14 protein-coding genes are annotated in these 16,357 nt (G+C 61.3%); 12 read left to right on the forward strand and 2 right to left on the reverse strand.

The genetic code is table 11. The annotated features are described in order from the left end of the window. Positions 1–849 precede the first annotated feature (849 nt). Together RI103_RS32780 and RI103_RS32785 are read left to right on the forward strand one after the other, a co-directional pair. Positions 850–2,346, forward strand: coding sequence for a replication initiation protein (locus RI103_RS32780; RefSeq protein WP_310818999.1), 1,497 nt, complete (start codon positions 850–852; stop codon positions 2,344–2,346). Positions 2,347–2,576: 230 nt separating this feature from the next. Then, a complete protein-coding gene (locus RI103_RS32785) occupies positions 2,577–2,885 on the forward strand; it encodes a putative quinol monooxygenase (RefSeq protein ID WP_310819000.1) in 309 nt (102 codons plus the stop codon). Positions 2,886–3,203: 318 nt separating this feature from the next. On the opposite strand, the gene RI103_RS32790 is transcribed toward RI103_RS32785, so the two are convergent. After that, positions 3,204–3,971: an N-acyl homoserine lactonase family protein gene (locus RI103_RS32790; RefSeq protein ID WP_310819001.1), complete on the reverse strand. Its 768-nt coding sequence runs from the start codon at positions 3,969–3,971 to the stop codon at positions 3,204–3,206. Positions 3,972–4,553: 582 nt separating this feature from the next. On the opposite strand from RI103_RS32790, the gene RI103_RS32795 reads away from it, so the two are divergent. The 10 genes from RI103_RS32795 to RI103_RS32840 all read left to right on the forward strand — a co-directional run bounded on the left by RI103_RS32795 (position 4,554) and on the right by RI103_RS32840 (position 15,234). Further along, on the forward strand, positions 4,554–4,985 hold the full coding sequence (locus RI103_RS32795; RefSeq protein WP_310819002.1) for a hypothetical protein: 432 nt from the start codon (positions 4,554–4,556) through the stop codon (positions 4,983–4,985). 50 nt (positions 4,986–5,035) lie between these two features. Then, positions 5,036–6,028 carry a LacI family DNA-binding transcriptional regulator gene (locus tag RI103_RS32800; protein WP_310819003.1) on the forward strand — a complete coding sequence of 331 codons (993 nt, stop codon included), beginning with the start codon at positions 5,036–5,038 and terminating at the stop codon, positions 6,026–6,028. 472 nt (positions 6,029–6,500) lie between these two features. Further along, a complete protein-coding gene (locus RI103_RS32805) occupies positions 6,501–7,442 on the forward strand; it encodes an SIS domain-containing protein (RefSeq protein ID WP_310819004.1) in 942 nt (313 codons plus the stop codon). A 390-nt stretch (positions 7,443–7,832) separates the two neighbouring features. Further along, positions 7,833–9,296: a D-aminoacylase gene (locus RI103_RS32810; protein WP_310819005.1), complete on the forward strand. Its 1,464-nt coding sequence runs from the start codon at positions 7,833–7,835 to the stop codon at positions 9,294–9,296. Between the two features lie 35 nt (positions 9,297–9,331). After that, positions 9,332–10,231, forward strand: a complete 900-nt coding sequence (locus RI103_RS32815; protein ID WP_310819006.1) for a sugar ABC transporter permease — start codon at positions 9,332–9,334, stop codon at positions 10,229–10,231. Then, the gene (locus tag RI103_RS32820; RefSeq protein WP_310819007.1) at positions 10,228–11,127 is read left to right on the forward strand and encodes a carbohydrate ABC transporter permease; all 900 of its coding nucleotides are present in this window, start codon (positions 10,228–10,230) and stop codon (positions 11,125–11,127) included. The genes RI103_RS32815 and RI103_RS32820 overlap by 4 nt, the downstream gene beginning before the upstream one ends. A 48-nt stretch (positions 11,128–11,175) precedes the next feature. Next, the gene (locus RI103_RS32825; protein WP_310819008.1) at positions 11,176–12,522 is read left to right on the forward strand and encodes an extracellular solute-binding protein; all 1,347 of its coding nucleotides are present in this window, start codon (positions 11,176–11,178) and stop codon (positions 12,520–12,522) included. Then, the gene (locus tag RI103_RS32830; protein WP_310819009.1) at positions 12,522–13,313 is read left to right on the forward strand and encodes an alpha/beta hydrolase; all 792 of its coding nucleotides are present in this window, start codon (positions 12,522–12,524) and stop codon (positions 13,311–13,313) included. Before RI103_RS32825 ends, RI103_RS32830 begins: the two co-directional genes overlap by 1 nt. Before the next feature lie 22 nt (positions 13,314–13,335). Continuing rightward, complete coding sequence (locus tag RI103_RS32835; protein WP_310819341.1) at positions 13,336–14,100, forward strand: glucose 1-dehydrogenase; 765 nt, start codon at positions 13,336–13,338, stop codon at positions 14,098–14,100. Between the two features lie 45 nt (positions 14,101–14,145). Further along, positions 14,146–15,234 (forward strand): sn-glycerol-3-phosphate ABC transporter ATP-binding protein UgpC, encoded by a 1,089-nt coding sequence (locus RI103_RS32840; protein ID WP_310819010.1) that lies wholly within the window; start codon positions 14,146–14,148, stop codon positions 15,232–15,234. 63 nt (positions 15,235–15,297) lie between these two features. Here the strand turns inward: RI103_RS32840 and RI103_RS32845 are convergent, their stop codons facing one another. Next, on the reverse strand, positions 15,298–16,197 hold the full coding sequence (locus tag RI103_RS32845; protein ID WP_310819011.1) for a LysR family transcriptional regulator: 900 nt from the start codon (positions 16,195–16,197) through the stop codon (positions 15,298–15,300). Positions 16,198–16,357 lie beyond the last annotated feature (160 nt).

A 16,357-nucleotide genomic window follows, 5' to 3' on the forward strand; every position in this document is an offset into this window, starting at 1 on the left:
GAGAGATAGTGTGCATTGGCGCTGATCCCAAATGTCGATGGTGCGCCAGCATGCACAAAATCCCTCACCTCTACGATTTCATCAACTTCAACCGCAGCGACCAGACCGTCAGACGATAGTCGCGGCGCGAGTGAAGTGGGCCGACGACGCTGCGTGCATCGGCTAGCGGTAGACGCTGCACACAATCTCTCACCTTTGCGGGAAGGAACCAGGAAAATCACTGACGCAATGCCGAATACATGGAGTGCGACACCGCCTAACATCACCCCATTCGAAAAGTGCCGCTTCGTCCCCGCACCCCCGTAAAGCACGACAGGGCACTTGGCGTCACTGTCTTGAGCCAACGACTGCGGAGCCTCTTGGGGTTCCGCAACAGGTCGGACCTTCGTGATCGACTTTGCGTAAAGTTAGCCGCTGACGTTAGCTGCGGTTGGTTGGTTGTTTTTATAAAAAAACGAACTAACAAACCCACAAGCGAAACACCATTCCTTTGTTATCAAACAGTTATCACCTGAGAGGTGAGACCCAATGTGCCAAAGGTGAGAGAAAATGTGCACCTCGGGTGAGATATCTGGGGGCGGAAGGGGAGATTTATAGCTTGCCGAGGTGAGAGCTAAAGATGCGTTTCGCCGAAGGTGAGAGATTTTGCCACGATACCTGTGGATAACCGGCTGAAACCCCATGCCATCGCAGGCCGGGGGTCCGAACTTCGTACGAGTGGTGAGAGATGGTGTGCCAAAGGTGAGAGATGATGTGCATGCGGATCGCCCCGGCGGCAAAGGTGAGACTTTCTTGTTGACTTCTCACCTTCGTATGCCTAGAGTCTGCTGAAATTTCCAGGGAACAGGCATGTCCAGTAGCGTCGACCGACGGGTCACCCCTCTCCAATTTGCACTGGACCTATTCGTGGAGATGGCGCCGGCGCAACGGTCCATCGACGAGACAAGTCCGGATAAAGATATCGGTTATCAAAAGAACCGGGTCTTCGCACGCATTATCGGTTTAGGACTGTCCGCAAGACGTTTTGTCGATGCCGCTTACTTCATCGTCGCGCAGGATCCTGAAATTCAGGAAACCTACGACGTGACGCTCAGCTTTTTTAAATGGCTGATGCGCTATGACAGCAGGAACAAGAAGCATTTTTCCAGCGTCATCCGCAGCGTCAAATCTTCCATGCTCGAAGTGATGAGTGCGCCCGTAGTGTCCGTAGATTCGAAAGGAAGGATGCTGGAGGAGCCTCTCGAACCCGGCGAAGAGGGCAGCGCCGGTGATGACGATGCGGATGAGGACCTGGTCGTCCAGAATGAAGACGGGGACTGGCTCGAGTTGATCGGCCGGGTCAGCGTCAGAAATGGCCGGATTCGCTTCCGGGTGCCGATCGAGCTGCAACGCCTCATCAAGGACCCTGAGAACTCGTACTGGACTAGCCTGCTAGTCACCTCGAGATTTACGCTCATCTATGCCCGAGGCATTTACGACCATGTCTTGCCATCCGTTCCCAACGGGCTAACGGACTGGCTGTCACTCGACCTCGTTCGGAACTTGCCCGGTAAGTCATGGGCAAACAACGCTGAGTTCAAATACTTCAAGCGCGATTATCTCGAGCCAGCCGTCAACCAGATCAATGAACTGTCCGACATCGAGCTGTCGTATGAGACCCGTGCCGGAACGCCCGGCTCGCGAAAGAAAGACCAGATACGCTTCCGGCTCAAACGTAAAGAAGGGGCGTTGGCATCCAAAGCGGCCATGCTCAACTCGGTCGTGCTTTTCAAGATGCTCCAGGATGAATTCGGACTGTCTGAAAAACAGTTTGAAAAAATCGCCGAGAACAGGGTCGTCTGGACAGACGAGCGTATTCAACAAGCCATCGATTACACCCGGTGGACAATCAGGCAGGGTATCAAGGTAAAAAGAGCATCCGCCTACTTGATGAGGGCTCTCTCAGACAACTATCGCGTATCCGATGCCGACAGGCAGGTTGAGTTGATTCAGGCTCAGATCGTCGAGGCGGCGACCGGCGAGCAGGGAGCCAGGTCCGACAGGCAAAAGGCAGTCGAGGCCAGCCTGGCGGCAGCTAACGCGGCAGCGGATAAACGGCGGCAGGAGGAGATTCGCCTGGCGCGCGAATTCTTCGACACAGCGGACAAGAAGACACGGGAGGACCTCGTTCGCAAGTTTGTCGCGTCGAGCACAATGGGACTGCGTGCTATTGAGCGTCAAATGCTCAAGCCGGCGAATGTCACTGAGGCCAACATTCTGAATCTGCCAGACGTTGCCAATACGTTCAGTTCGTACGTCGCCGGTGAAATTAGAAAAGCTGCACGGGTACGTGCGCGGAATTCATAGCGTTCTGCAAGGCCATCGGCAACGCGAGGCCTTTCAGCCTCTATCGATTTGCCGGACGGCCCGCATCAGCATCCGCGGTGCGTGCGTGCCGCGCGGCGCATGATTCGCTGACAAGCCGCGTGAGGAGGCCGACCGAAACCGCGCGGTGAGGCTCCGTCAGCAAGCGTGTCCAGATGCGGCTATGATTTCGTGCGGCGATCGGCGCCGAAACAGGAAAGGAAAAAATCCCGATGATTCATGTTATTGCAACGATCACTGCCCAGCCCGGTCAACGCGAAGCCGTGCTGGCGCTCTTCAACAAGAACCGTCCGGCGGTGCTGGCGGAAGAGGGGTGTATCAGCTACGAGGCCGTAGTCGACGTGCCGGACTTCGGGACGATTCAGACACCGCTCGGCACGGACACCTTTGCTGTAATCGAACGTTGGGAAAGCGCGGAAGCGTTGAAGGCGCATGCGGCCTCCGCGCATATGGCCGAATATGGACGCAATACTCGTCCGTTGCTCGTGAGCCGCGTCATCAACGTGCTTCAGGCCTGCTAAAGGGCTGGGCCCGTGCAGCCCTGCGTTTGATGAGCAGGGAATGTCTCAAGCAGTCGGGCACCTAAACGATCGATGACGCTGTGAGTACGTTCGCTGCGTATTGCCCGCAACGACGCGATGGATCGTGAATGCACAGGGTCGGGCCGATAGCCATCCGGTCGCGATCGAAGGCCGGCCGAGGTCGCGCAAACTCGCTGCCTCGGCATGGCAAACCTGGCGTTGATACGATCCATGAAGCCGATGATGGGCGGAATCATCATCTGCGGCAGCCGAAACCGTCTAGGCCTGATCGCCTGTTTCCGTGGAAATATCGGCCGCTTACCGGATCGGCGGTGGAGGATACACCTTGCGATCGAAAACCCGTGGCTCATGGGCTGGCAGCACTGTTGCTCCAAGCGCTGCGATGCGGCGGAAGCTTTCGTCGTATGCGCGCAGGTCCGTGTGGTTGCCGTTCGGGATCGGCTCGCTGCCGTCTTCCGGCCAGTTTTCGTAGAGCGGAATCAGGTCGCCCGCGATGAGATACGGTCCTGCCTGCGTGTCGACCAGCACACCCTGTGAGCCCGCCGTATGCCCCGGCAGGCGCAACACGCGGACGCCGGGCACCACGTCGGCGTCACCGAACGCCACGTCCATCCGGTCGAGAATGTCCACCCACGGTGGAGTGTGGCCGCGCTGGTTGGTTTCGTAGATCGGACGTTGGAACGGCACCGGCCAGACCGCCTCTTTCAACTCCGCTTCCTGGACGTGAAAGCGCGCGTTCGTGAACAACCGCGCGCCGCCGACATGGTCGTTATGCAGATGCGTGAGAATGACCAGTTCGACGGAAGCCGGGTCGACGCCTTCGCGCGCCAGTCCGTATTGCAGCAGGTCGTCGATTCCGGCATCTGTCTCGGTGTAGCACTGCGGTGCGCGCGAGCGGGAACCCGGTCCAGCATCGACGACGATCGTATGGCTAGCGCTGCGCAGCAACCACGCAATACACGGCGCATGCAGGCGCGCGGAACCGCAGTTCTTGCGGTACAAAAAGCACGATCGCTCATGGTTGACGATATCGCCGCAGCGGATCGGTACGATGGTGAATGCCATGTCTGAGGCTCGCTTCAACTGTTTTATGGTGCTCACGCAGGGCGGCCCGCTTGACGGGCTGGACCCTGCCCGAACCTGGACCCTGCCCGAACCTGGACCGGGAGCAGATGAATGACCGTGCGGCGAGTTCGGTCAGTTCGGTCGTTTCCCTTCCCACTAATACATGAGCAATGGTGACACTGCCGTCGTACTCGGTACACATGACCCCGCCGCGCGCATTCGTGGGGCGATCAGTGCCTTGCGGCGGTCGCGGGTGTGGCCGTTCGGAAGCACAGTATAGGCGAATCAAGTAAGCGCTTTCTCTTGAAGTTCTCGGGGTTTCCCCGTAAACTGCGGCAGAAATTTGGGCTTTGATTAAATTTCGACGGAAATTTCGAGTGGTAGAGAAAGCGATTACTTAAACTGCGCGCTTGATGAGCGCTAACTGGCGCGTGTGGCTGACTCCCGTCTGCGCACGTGGTGTCAAACGCGCGGTGTTCACGAGCTTGAATCACGCGGTGGGATTTCATCGACACGATCGGTTGATCGCCAACGCGGCCGGCTGGCTGAACGCGTAACAGACACATCATAACGGTCGCATGCATGCGGATCGACCGGGTTCATCCCGGCAATATGCCGACGGCGCCGCGTCACCTCTTCATATCGCTTGGCGACCACGACATGATGCAACTGACGCAACGCTGCATCGGTTATCCCGACGACCACTTCGTGATCGTGCCCGGTGTGTTGGGCAATGCGCGCAAGGACAAACCGTACGGCAGCGGGATTACGCGCCGGAGAATAACGCACGACGGTACGGTGTGCAGTTCACGGCCAAGAAGCGGATGTGAGATGGACGTGAAGCGCTCGTTCCGGCGACTTCGACTGACTCGTGCGCCGGACGCGGACGCTAACCGCACAGGGCAGGCGAAGGCCCGCGCCCAGCGGTGGCCATTTCTCAAGGTGCCGCGTTATAGTATGCCGCAAAGGGAAGGCGCGATCGTGCGCCTCGAGATCGGGCAGGGTGCAAGTTGACCAACGAGGCAAAGAAAAGAGCGCCGCGTCGCAAATCGAATGCGATTTCCGTGATAGATGTCGCGCGCGCGGCAGGGGTATCGACTGCGACCGTTTCGCGCGTGTTGAACGGCAACGCAAAGGTAGCGGCTGAACTGCAGAACCGCGTACGCGACATCGCCCAGGAACTCGGCTACACACCGCACGCCGCGGCGCGTGCGCTGGCATCGCAGCGCTCGAAAACGATCGGCGCGGTGATCCCGTCGCTGGAAAACCAGAACTTCGCGATCGGCGTGTTCGCGCTGCAAAAGCGCATCGGGGAGGCCGGCTACACGTTGCTGCTCGGATGCTCGTACTACGACCAGGAAGACGAACTGAAGCAGGTCCGCGCCTTGATCGCGGACGGCATCGCCGGGTTGATGCTCGTGGGCCGCAGCCACTCGCCCGCGCTCTACGAGCTGATCGAAAAGGAACAGATTCCGCTTGTCAATGGCTGGACAGTCGATCACCACTATCCGTATGTCGGCTTCGACAACGTGGCGGTCGGCCGCCGCCTCGCCGATTATCTGCTCGATCTCGGGCACACGCGCTTCGGCATGATTACGCAAATGACGCAGCACAGCGACCGTGCGGCTGATCGCATCATCGGCGTGCGCGCGGCGCTGCAATCGCGCGGACTGCAGTTACGCCACGAGCATCTGATTGAGATGCCGCACAAGATCATTGAAGGGCAGATGGCGATGAAGGCGCTGATGAACGGCCCAGAGCGTCCCACGGCCGTCATTTGCGGCACCGATCTGCTTGCAATCGGCGCGCTGGCCGAGGCGCGCGAGTCGGGTATCGACGTGCCGGGCGACCTGTCGATCGCGGGCATCAACGACATCGAATTTTCCAGCTTCACGTCACCGCCGCTAACGACCATGCGGCTCGCCGCTGATGAAATCGGCGCGCGCAGCGCCGAGTATCTGCTCGCACGGATCGAAGGACGGCCCGTGAGTTCGCAGTACATCGTGCCGACCGACCTGATCGTGCGTGGCACGACGGCGCGGCCTCGCAACGCCTAGGTCGCCGATGCGCGGCATGTTGCCTTATGGAAAGACGCAGAGCGGGGGCGCACGGACCGTGGCGCGCGGAGCGACGACGCGTCGGTGATTCGTAAGGCCGGGCGGAGGCTCAGATCCTCGCTGACTCCGACGACGCAATTGTGCGGCTGAAGCGTATCGCGCAGCATGCTCGGACCCAGCACACAACACGTGCGGCCGCGTTCGCACCGGCGGCAATGCCCGCCTCAGATTTCCCGGACAGCCACGGCAAGAATGCCCATCTGGCGACCTGCGCTGGCAAGTCCGATGCACGACATCGTGTAATGGAGTTTCTCCCAACGTCGCAACTCACGGTTGCAGCCCCTCATGAAGCTGACGCCAAACTATTCCTGCGCGTTCACGTGAAATTTGTTTACACTGGTTAGTGCAAAAAACGTTGCCGGCAAAACTGCGTGCGGGGACAGGCGTGCGCACAAAATCAGCGAATTGAAGCATGGATAACCTGCAGGTAGTACCTCACTCCACGACCGACACTCTGGCGAGAATCCGGGCGATTTCAGACTCTCTGCCTGATGCGCAGCAACAGGTGGGAAAAGCGATACTCGCCGAGCCGGAGTGGTCGGTGCGAGCCAATGTCGCGGAGATTGCGCACCGCGCTGGCGTCAGCGCGCCCACTGTCGTCCGATTCTGCCGCGCCGTGGGCTTCGAAGGATTGAGCGACTTCAAGCTGCAGCTTGCGCAGAGCCTGGCGGTAGGCACACCGTACCTTCATCGAGCGGTCAACGCCAAGGATGACGTAGCGAGCCTCGTCCACAAAATCCTTTACGGAGCCGCCGCCGTGCTGACCAGTCTCGAGAGCCAGCTCGATGCCGACACGATCAGTCACGCCATCGAGAAGCTCGCCGCGGCTAACCGGATCGACTGTTATAGCGTGGGCAGCGTGTCGACTTTTCTCGCCAACGACGCGCAGTCGCGCTTCGCGCGCTTGGGTCTCACATCGAACGCTTATTTCGATCCGCATATGCAGGTCATCTCGGCAGCAGCGCTGTCGCCTCGGGATGTCGTGCTCGCGATCTCACACGTCGGACGTATGCCGACCCTGCTGGAGGCGGTAGCACTCGCGCGCGAACAGGGCGCGACGGTGATCGGCATTACCCGGCCCGACACACCGCTTGCGAAGCAGTGCAGCATTCCAATCGGAATGATCGTGCCCGAGGACGCCGCTGCGCGCGTGGGCACGGAGGCGTACCTCGCCGGACAGATACTCATCGAGGTCCTGATGGTCGGGGTTGGCTTGCGACTCGGCCCATCGGCGCTTGAGCGGCTCAAGCGAGTCCGGTCCGTGCTGCGCGAGAGGGGCGTCGATAGCGACGTCCACCCGGCGTTGCAGCGCGCTTGGTCGGAAGCGGAGCGCGACGCGCTCGGTGACGACTAGATGCATCTACCCGGCGGAATGGCCCTGGCGCAGCGTCCGCCGTGATTGGGCAGCGCCCACCCAAAATTTACTTTTTTTCTTTTTGACATCAAAGGACCAAAGCATTACGCTTGGTTCTGAAATTTAGTTACATCAAGAGGTATCGCAATACAGGGACGGTGATGGCTGACCGATACGGCAATCTTCCATTTCAATAGGACTACAAATTGATTTTATGCCGTAAACGGCGACGTTGCAGTGCGTTTCGCGCTGAGTCCATTGAAACGCCGGGCGGCCGGCGGAACGGATGGGGTTCTTTTCTGGCAGCGCATAGCGACGATACCGAGCCTTGAGAATGAAATTTACTTACATCTTATCCACAGCAACATTTGCCTTGGCGAAATTGGACCTATGAACGGAACACCGGCAGCGCACGGCTCCACGCATTGGCTGTTTCAGGGCGGCTTCGTGATCGATGGTAGTGGGGCATCCCGTTTTCGCGCCGACGTGCGCGTCGAAAACGGCCGCATCAGTGAAATCGGCACGGACCTCGGGCCGCGCGGGGCGGCATGCATCGACGCGTCCGGGCGCATCGTCGCGCCCGGCTTTATCGACGTGCACACGCACGACGACGAATCCGTCCTGTCGGCGCCGCAGATGCTGTCCAAGATAAGCCAGGGCGTGACGACCGTCGTGGTGGGCAATTGCGGGATCAGTCTCGCGCCGCTCGTGCATTCGAACGTGCCGCCGCCGCTGACTTTGCTGGGCGGCTCCGGCAAGCACGTCTTTCCAACGATGCAGGCCTACGCGCAAGCCGTCGACGCTGCACGCCCGGCGGTGAATGTCGCGGCCCTCGTTGGCCACTCGACATTGCGCGTCGCGACCATGGACGACCCCTACCGCGCCGCGACGCGCGCGGAGCAGGCGAGGATGGCGGAGTTGATGCGCGAAGCGATGGCCGCCGGTGCGACCGGGCTCAGCACGGGCCTTTTCTACGACACGAACGCGGCGGCGGACGTTGCCGAGGTCACCATGCTGGCGCGTATCGCCGCCGAAGCCGGAGGCGTTTATACCGCGCACATCCGCAACGAAGCCGAGGACGTGATCGCCTCACTGGACGAAGCGTTCACGGCCGCGCGAGATGCCGCTCTGCCCGTGGTGATCTCACATCACAAGTGCGCGGGGCCGACCAACTGGGGACGCTCCGTCGAAACACTCGCACATATCGACGCCGCGCGGCGCACGCAGCCGATCGGCCTCGATGCGTACCCCTACATCGCCGGCTCGACGATTCTGCGCCCGGACCTGGTGGACGGCATCATCGAAATCATGGTGACGTGGTCGGAGCCTTACCCTGAAATGAGCGGGCGCTCGCTCGCCGACATCGCGCAGGAGTGGCAATGCAGCCAGAAAGAAGCTTGCGAGCGTCTACAGCCGGGCGGCGCGAGTTACTTCCAGATGCGTGAGGACGACGTGCGCCGCGTCCTGCAATACGAGGCGACGATGATCGGCTCAGACGGCCTGCCGCACGATCGTCATCCGCACCCACGCCTGTGGGGGACCTTTCCGCGCGTGCTAGGCCATTACGCTCGTGAACTGGGTTTGTTCCCGCTGGAGGAAGCCGTGCGCCGCATGACCGGCCTGTCCGCACGCCGTTTCAATCTGCTGGATCGCGGCGAGATCGCGGTCGGCAAGCACGCGGACCTCGTCGTGTTCGATCCGGATTTCGTGATTGACCGCGCCACCTATGCGCAGCCGACCACGCCGGCCGCCGGCATCGACAGTGTCATGGTGAGCGGCTCGATGACTTACCACGCACAGGGTCCAACCGGCATTCGGGCCGGCAGGTTCCTGCGTCTCGGGAACCGCTCATGAGACCATCACTGTCGTTATCGTCCGGCAACCAGCGCGTGCGCAGCAAACGTATCGGCTACGATCGCCGCGCATTCGCCTGGCTGCTCAACACACCGGCGCTCCTCGCGATCGTCCTGCTTTCGGCGTTTCCGATAGCCTACTCGGCGTGGATCAGCCTGCACCGCTACAACCTCCAGCGTCCGCGGGCTTTCAAGTTCGTCGGCCTGTCGAACTACAGCGACATACTGCAGTCGTCCGAGTTCTGGGCCGCCCTGCGGATCACCGCCGTGTACACGGTGCTGGTGGTCCTGTTGGTGGTGGTGTTCGGCATCCTGATCGCGCTGCTGCTGAACCGCGAGTTTCCCGGCCGCGCGCTGGTGCGCACGCTGGTCCTGCTACCTTGGGCTATTCCGCCCGTGGTGAACGGCCTGATGTGGCAATGGATCTATGACGCCAAGGTGGGCGCGCTCAACGGCCTGCTGGTCAGCCTTGGCTTGATCGACCAGTATCGCGGCTGGCTGTCCACTCCCACCTCGGCCTTGCTCGCGCTCGTGTTCTCGGAAGTCTGGAGTCTGTTGCCGCTCGCCGTGATCCTGCTGCTCTCGGCGCTGCAGCGCATTCCCGCGGAGCTGTACGAGGCGGCAGGCATGGACGGCGCCAGCAGGTTCCAGCTGTTCCGCTACATCACGTTGCCGTGGCTTTCGCAGTCGCTGCTCGTCGTATTGATCCTGCAGACGATGTCCGCGCTCCGGGCCTTCGACATCATTTATGTGCTGACAGCGGGCGGCCCCGGCACGGCCACTACCACGCTCACCTGGCAGACCTACCTCACCACTTTCGACAACCTCGATTTCGGCCACGGCAATGCCTACGCCTGGCTGGTAAGCCTGATTACGCTGGGGCTCGCCCTGGCCTATTTCCGAGTGCTGTACGGACGTGGGGACTTTGAAGCATGAGCGCTCTTCTCAACTCGCTGGTCACACCTGCCGGTCGCCAATCGCGGCGCACGGTGTTCCTGATCGTGGCGGGGATTGCCGTCGCGGTCTACATCCTCGCGCCGTTCTGCTGGCTGCTGCTGACGAGTTTCATGCATGAACGTGACGCCCTGACAGTGCCGACGCAGTGGATTCCCCGCCATCCGACGCTCGAGCACTACAAGATGTTCTTTCATCCGTCGGGAACGAGCGCGATCGTCGGCGGCCGTGCTGCCGAGGAAATGCTTCCGGGCATGCTGAACTCGCTGATCGCCGCGCTCGGTACGGCCGCAGTCAACCTGGTGCTCGGCACGCTCGCGGGCTACAGCCTCGCTCGCCTGCGTTTTCGTGGGCAAGGCGCGCTGCTCGGTGTTTATCTCGGCTCGCGCATGGTCCCGGGTATCGCGCTGATCGTGCCGCTTTATCTGACGCTCAAGAATCTCGGTATGCTGGACCACCTGTCCGCGCTGGTCATCACCTATGTGACCTTCACGCTGCCGTTCACGATCTGGCTGCTGAAGAACTACTTTCAGACTATCCCGCGCTCGCTCGAAGAAGCCGCGCTGATGGACGGATGCAGCTGGTTTCAGATGCTCGTCAAGGTGCTGCTGCCCGTCGCCATGCCCGGACTCGTTTCTTCGGCCATGTTTGCGTTCATGACCGCGTGGAACGACTACCTGTTCGCCGTGATCCTGACGAGCACGACGGCGTCGAAAACCTTGCCGGTAGTCGTCGCGGGCTTCGCCACCGACGTGACGACCCAACGGACGCTGATGGCGACGGGCGGCGTCCTGGCCATCATCCCGCCTCTGGCGCTGGCATTTCTGTTCCAGCGGCTGATCGTCCAGGGACTGACAAGCGGTGCGGTGAAGGACTGACTATGGCAATCCGTTCAATGCAATCTCATGGCCTCAAGGAGGACCACGATGTCGTCCAGTGAAGATTCCTATCATGCGTTGTCCCGCCGCCGGTTTCTGACGATGTCCGCGCTCGCTGGCACGGGTGCGGCGCTCGGCGGCTTCGGGCTGATGTCCCCGGCGCGCGCAGCCGAAGTTTCGGTGCGATTCGCGGGCTGGGCGTTCGAGCCGCAGGTGGTCGAACAGCGGCTGCAGCAGTTCATGGCCGAGAATCCGGGCATCAAGGTGAACTACTCGCCACTCGACATGCAGTTGTACAGCGAGAAGATGATCGCCCTGTTCAATGCCGGCTCCCAGCCGGACACGTTCTACGTACGTGACACGGACCTGGGCGCATGGGTCGACGCGGGCTGGCTGCAGCCGATCGACGGCTTGCCGAAGCTCGACGAATTGAATCGCGACATCTTTCCTTTCGACCGTCAGGCGCTTTTCTACAAGGGCAAACAATACGGCACGCCATACTACGGCGACATCTACGTCTATATCTACGATCGCGCCGCGCTCGACAAGGCGGGTGTCAAAGCGGCGCCGGTGACGCTCGATCAGCTCAAGAACGCGGCGCTGGAGGTCAAGAAAGCAGGCCTCGCCCAGTACCCGATCCTGAAGGGCTATAAAACGAACGTGGACGGGCTGAGCGAATTCTGGTCCATGGTGCTCGCCTCCGGCGGCCATCTGTTCAATCCCGCGATGGACCCCGTGTTTCCCAATGAAGACAAGACCGCGCTGACGGTGCTGCAATGGATGGTCGATGCGATGCATAGCTGGCAGATCCTCGATCCGCGTGGCCTCGAACTCGACGATACCCAGGTGCGCGACGCCTTCCTGAGTGGCCAGGGCATCTTCACGTCCAATGTCGGAAACGTCTTTCCTCGCTCCAACAATCCGCAGTACAGCAAGCGCGCCGGCAACATCCGCATGACGCGCTTTCCAGCCGTGAAGGATGTCGGCAAAGGACCGATGGGTTGGGCGCGCCTGTATGCCATGAGTTCGCAGACCAAAGCGCGCGACGCGGCCTGGCGTCTGATGTATTTCCTTGGCGGCAAGGATGCCAAGGGCCAGTACTCGTCCGCCCAGACGTGGTATCTCAAGTACGGCGTAGGGTATCCGTTCAAGCCGCTCGACAGTGATCCACAGATCGCGGCCTCGCAGAAACAGTTGGGCTACGAGCCGGCGATCATCCAGCAGCAAATGGCGAATGCCCGCACACGCGAGAACATCGCCACGACCTGGTACACCGAATGGGACCGCTTTACGCAGCAGCAGATTCAGGCTGTGTTGATGCGGCAGATCACGCCGATCGCGGCATTGACCGCCTCGGCGCAAAAAGCGCAACAACTGAAGAAGGAAGCGAGTTAATGAGCGATTTCACACTTGAGCGCGACGGCGCTGATCCCACTGCCGTTTTCCTGCACGGGTTCTGTCAGTCGTCGGCGTACTGGGAGCCAACCGCCGCGCGGCTCGCCGCCGCCGGCATTGCTTGTCTCGCGCCGGATCTGCCGGGCTTCGGCGCGTCGGCGGCCGAACCCGGTCCCTACACGATGGCCGCGCTGGCGGACTCGGTCGCGCGTCTGCTCGATGCACGCGGCCTGTCCCGCATCACGTTGATCGGCGGATCGATGGGAGGCGTCGTTGCGCAGCAGTTCGTCTTGCGCTACCCGGAGCGCGTCACGCGCCTGCTGCTGGTCGCGACCGGCGCGATGGCAGCCGACCCCGCCGTGGCGCTCGCGAAGGCCGATGCCATGGCGGCCGCGCCCTGGGATGAAGCCGCGGTCGAGCCAATCGTGAACGGGTTCTTCCTCCGTCCTCCATCGGCTTCTGATCTGGCGAGGTTTCGCCGTATCGCGCTGAGCGCGGCGCAAGCCGCCGCCATCGAAGCAGCACGCTCCAATGCATCGAATAACACGCTCGATCAGCTCGCCTCCATCCGGGTGCCGACGCTGATCATCCAGGGTCGGCACGACCGCGCGCGCACGCCCGAGCATGGAGCGCAGATGCGGGCAAGGATTGCAGGTGCTGCGTTGGCCGTCATCGAGGACGCAGGCCATACGCCGCAACTCGAACAGCCGGACGCATTTCATGACGTTGCGTTGCCTTTCCTGCTCGCCGCACGCGTCGATCAACCGGTCGTCGGCCGGACCACAGTCTGAACCACGGAGAATGTAGATGATTCTGAATGAAATCGCGGGCAAGGTCTGCCTGGTGACCGGTGCGAGCCGCGGGATCGGCGCGGCGGTGGCACGCGGCCTCGGCGCGCGTGGCGCGAAAGTGATGGTTCATTACCGCAGCGGGCGCGCGCAAGCCGAGGCCGTGGTCGCCGACATCGAGCAGCATGGCGGCATCGCCCGCCTCGTGGAAGGCGACATCGCGCTGCACGACACCCCCGAGCGGCTGATTCGCGAAACCGTCGAGACCTTCGGGCGGCTGGACGTGTTGATCAACAACGCCGGCGACCAGATCTCGCGCGTCAGCATCGCAGATTTTCCCGACGAGCTCTTCGAGCGCCATATGGCGATCAACGTGCGGCCTGTGTTCGCCGCATGTCGCGCGGCCGTGCGCCAGTTTCGCAGTCAGGCGAGCGGCGGCAATATCATCAACGTCAGCTCCGTCGCGGCACGCACCGGCGGCGGCGCGGGCTCGGCGGTGTATGCCGGCTCGAAGGCGTTCATGTCGACGTTTTCGCGTTCGATCGCAAAGGAACTCGCGCCGGAAGGCATCAGGGTGAACGTCGTCTCGCCCGGCGTGATCAAGACTGACTTGCAGGACCGCGTCACCTCGCCCGAACAACTGAAGGCCACCACGACGCAGATCCCGATGGCGCGCATCGGCGATCCGGAGGACTGCGTCGGAACCTTCCTTTACCTGTGCTCGGATCAGTTGAGCGGCTACGTGACCGGCCAGGTCGTCGAGGTCAACGGCGGTCTGCTGATGCCTTGACGCGAGCGTCCCGCCATTCAAGTCCCCATTCCTGGAGTCATCGCTTTGGCAAACCTCAGCATTCACAACGTCAAAAAGTCCTACGGCTCTCACTCCGTCATTCAAGATATCAGCGTGGATATCCCGGATGGAGAATTTGCGGTGCTCGTGGGTCCTTCCGGCTGCGGCAAGTCGACACTGCTGCGGATGATTGCGGGCCTCGAGGACATCACGGCGGGACAGATCCGCGTGGCGGGGCAGGTAGTGAACGACGTGTCGCCCAAGAACCGCGACATGGCAATGGTGTTCCAGAACTACGCGCTTTACCCGCACATGACGGTTGGGCAGAACATGGGGTTCTCGCTCAAGATCAGCAACGTACCGAAGGCGGAAATCGAGCAGCGCGTCGGGCGTGCCGCCGAGATTCTCGCCCTCGGTCCGCTCCTTGGACGCTATCCTCGCCAGCTCTCGGGCGGGCAACGCCAGCGCGTCGCGATGGGGCGGGCGATCGTGCGCGATCCGCAAGTCTTCCTGTTCGACGAGCCGCTGTCGAACCTCGATGCCAAACTGCGCGTCGCCATGCGCACCGAGATCAAGCAGCTTCATCAACGCTTGCGGACGACGACCGTCTACGTCACTCACGATCAGGTCGAGGCGATGACGCTGGCCGACAGGATCGTGGTGATGCGCGACGGTGTCGTCGAACAGGTGGGTGCGCCGCTCGAAGTGTACGATCAGCCGCGCAACGTGTTTGTGGCAGGGTTCATCGGCTCGCCGGCCATGAACTTCCTGCGGGGCGCGCTTGTCGATGGCGACAAGGAAACCGTGTTCCGTTCCGATAGCGGCTTGACGGTGCGCCTCGGCCGCCAACTCACGGCGGACCGTTCAAGACCGGTGATCCTCGGAATTCGTCCCGAGCATTTCGTCACCACAGCGGACGGCACGCCGACCGAAGTCGTGGTCGTCGAGACGACCGGGTCGGCCACGCAGGTGAATGTGCGTTACGGCAGCGACGAGATCGTCTGCGAGTTTCGCGAACGCGTTCTCGCGCGACCGGGAGAGCGCCTGTGCATCGCTCCGCTCCCGGAGGCCATACACCTGTTCGACGCTCAGACCGGCCGACGTCTGCCGGCGCTCGACCGCTCCCTGTCCTGATGAACACGCCTTACGGCTATCTTGCGCTGTACGGCGCAAGATAGCCCCACGCCCTCCCGCCGACTACCCCGGAATAAGCACGCGACTGCGCGTGAGCACCTCTTTGGCCAGCTCCACGATGGTATCCGCGCCACTAAGACACTCTTCCTGATAGGCGACAAAGAACCCTTGCTGCGTGATTGGCCGTTCAGTGTTGAGCACGTGAATCAGGCCGGAATCGATCTCCGCGCGCATTATCGCGGGCGACAACACGGCTGCCGCATGTCCGGCCGCAACCAGCCGCGACATCATCGACAGGGAATTGCATGAGCTGATGTTGTCCGGATTGCAACCGGCGCTGCGAAACCAGTTCATTACCAGCGAATGATTCGATGAGGGTTGTGAGACGGTGATGATCGGCACCGACGCAAGATCGTGAGGCGCGATCTTGTTGTTGGGCACGAGTTGCGGCGACGCCACCCAGTGCAGATCCGTGTAGCCGATGGCGGTCTCGACCACGTGGGGCGCATCGGTGGAATCGTTCAGTATCGCAATGTCGAGTTCGTGCGCACCGAGCTTGCGTCCGAGCGCGACACCCACATCGATCGTAAGTTCGATTTTCATGTGCGGATAGCGCGTCTTGAGTTGCGTCAGCAGATCTGCCAGCCCGGCGTGGGCGATGGACTCGATCGCGCCGAGACGTAGCAGCCCGTACATGGGATCGGTGCGCTTCGCGATCTGTTCGAGTTTCTCGGCGAGCTTCAGCACCTGTTCCGCATTGGCGAGCGCATCGCGGCCGGCGAGCGTGAGTTCGGAGCGCGTCCGGCTGCGCGTGAAGAGCTGCACGCCGAGATGTTCTTCGAACTCCTGGATGCGTGCCGATATGGTCGGCTGCGTCAGATGTTGATGCCGCGCCGCCGCATGAAATCCTCCTAACCGCGCCACCCAGTAAAAGGTTTCAATTTGCTGCAGAGAAATACGCATGATCGAAGGTTTCTATCAGATGGTCTCGCTAACTTTGATTATCTCCCGGAAAAATTGCATTCGTATACTCGGTGCACTCTCTGGTTGCCTCTCTATTGACACCGAAGTGTGGTGCATCGCTGGTCACTTGCAGCCAGACAGTCCGTAGGCTCTGATTGCC

The organism is Paraburkholderia sp. FT54 (assembly GCF_031585635.1).
Lineage (GTDB): Bacteria > Pseudomonadota > Gammaproteobacteria > Burkholderiales > Burkholderiaceae > Paraburkholderia.

Coding starts and splice junctions, on each gene's coding strand:
- RI103_RS32780 (WP_310818999.1), top strand. CDS start 850: ATGTCCAGTAGCGTCGACCGACGGGTCACCCCTCTCCAATTTGCACTG.
- RI103_RS32785 (WP_310819000.1), top strand. CDS start 2,577: ATGATTCATGTTATTGCAACGATCACTGCCCAGCCCGGTCAACGCGAA.
- RI103_RS32790 (WP_310819001.1), bottom strand. CDS start 3,971: ATGGCATTCACCATCGTACCGATCCGCTGCGGCGATATCGTCAACCAT.
- RI103_RS32795 (WP_310819002.1), top strand. CDS start 4,554: ATGCGGATCGACCGGGTTCATCCCGGCAATATGCCGACGGCGCCGCGT.
- RI103_RS32805 (WP_310819004.1), top strand. CDS start 6,501: ATGGATAACCTGCAGGTAGTACCTCACTCCACGACCGACACTCTGGCG.
- RI103_RS32810 (WP_310819005.1), top strand. CDS start 7,833: ATGAACGGAACACCGGCAGCGCACGGCTCCACGCATTGGCTGTTTCAG.
- RI103_RS32820 (WP_310819007.1), top strand. CDS start 10,228: ATGAGCGCTCTTCTCAACTCGCTGGTCACACCTGCCGGTCGCCAATCG.
- RI103_RS32825 (WP_310819008.1), top strand. CDS start 11,176: ATGTCGTCCAGTGAAGATTCCTATCATGCGTTGTCCCGCCGCCGGTTT.
- RI103_RS32830 (WP_310819009.1), top strand. CDS start 12,522: ATGAGCGATTTCACACTTGAGCGCGACGGCGCTGATCCCACTGCCGTT.
- RI103_RS32845 (WP_310819011.1), bottom strand. CDS start 16,197: ATGCGTATTTCTCTGCAGCAAATTGAAACCTTTTACTGGGTGGCGCGG.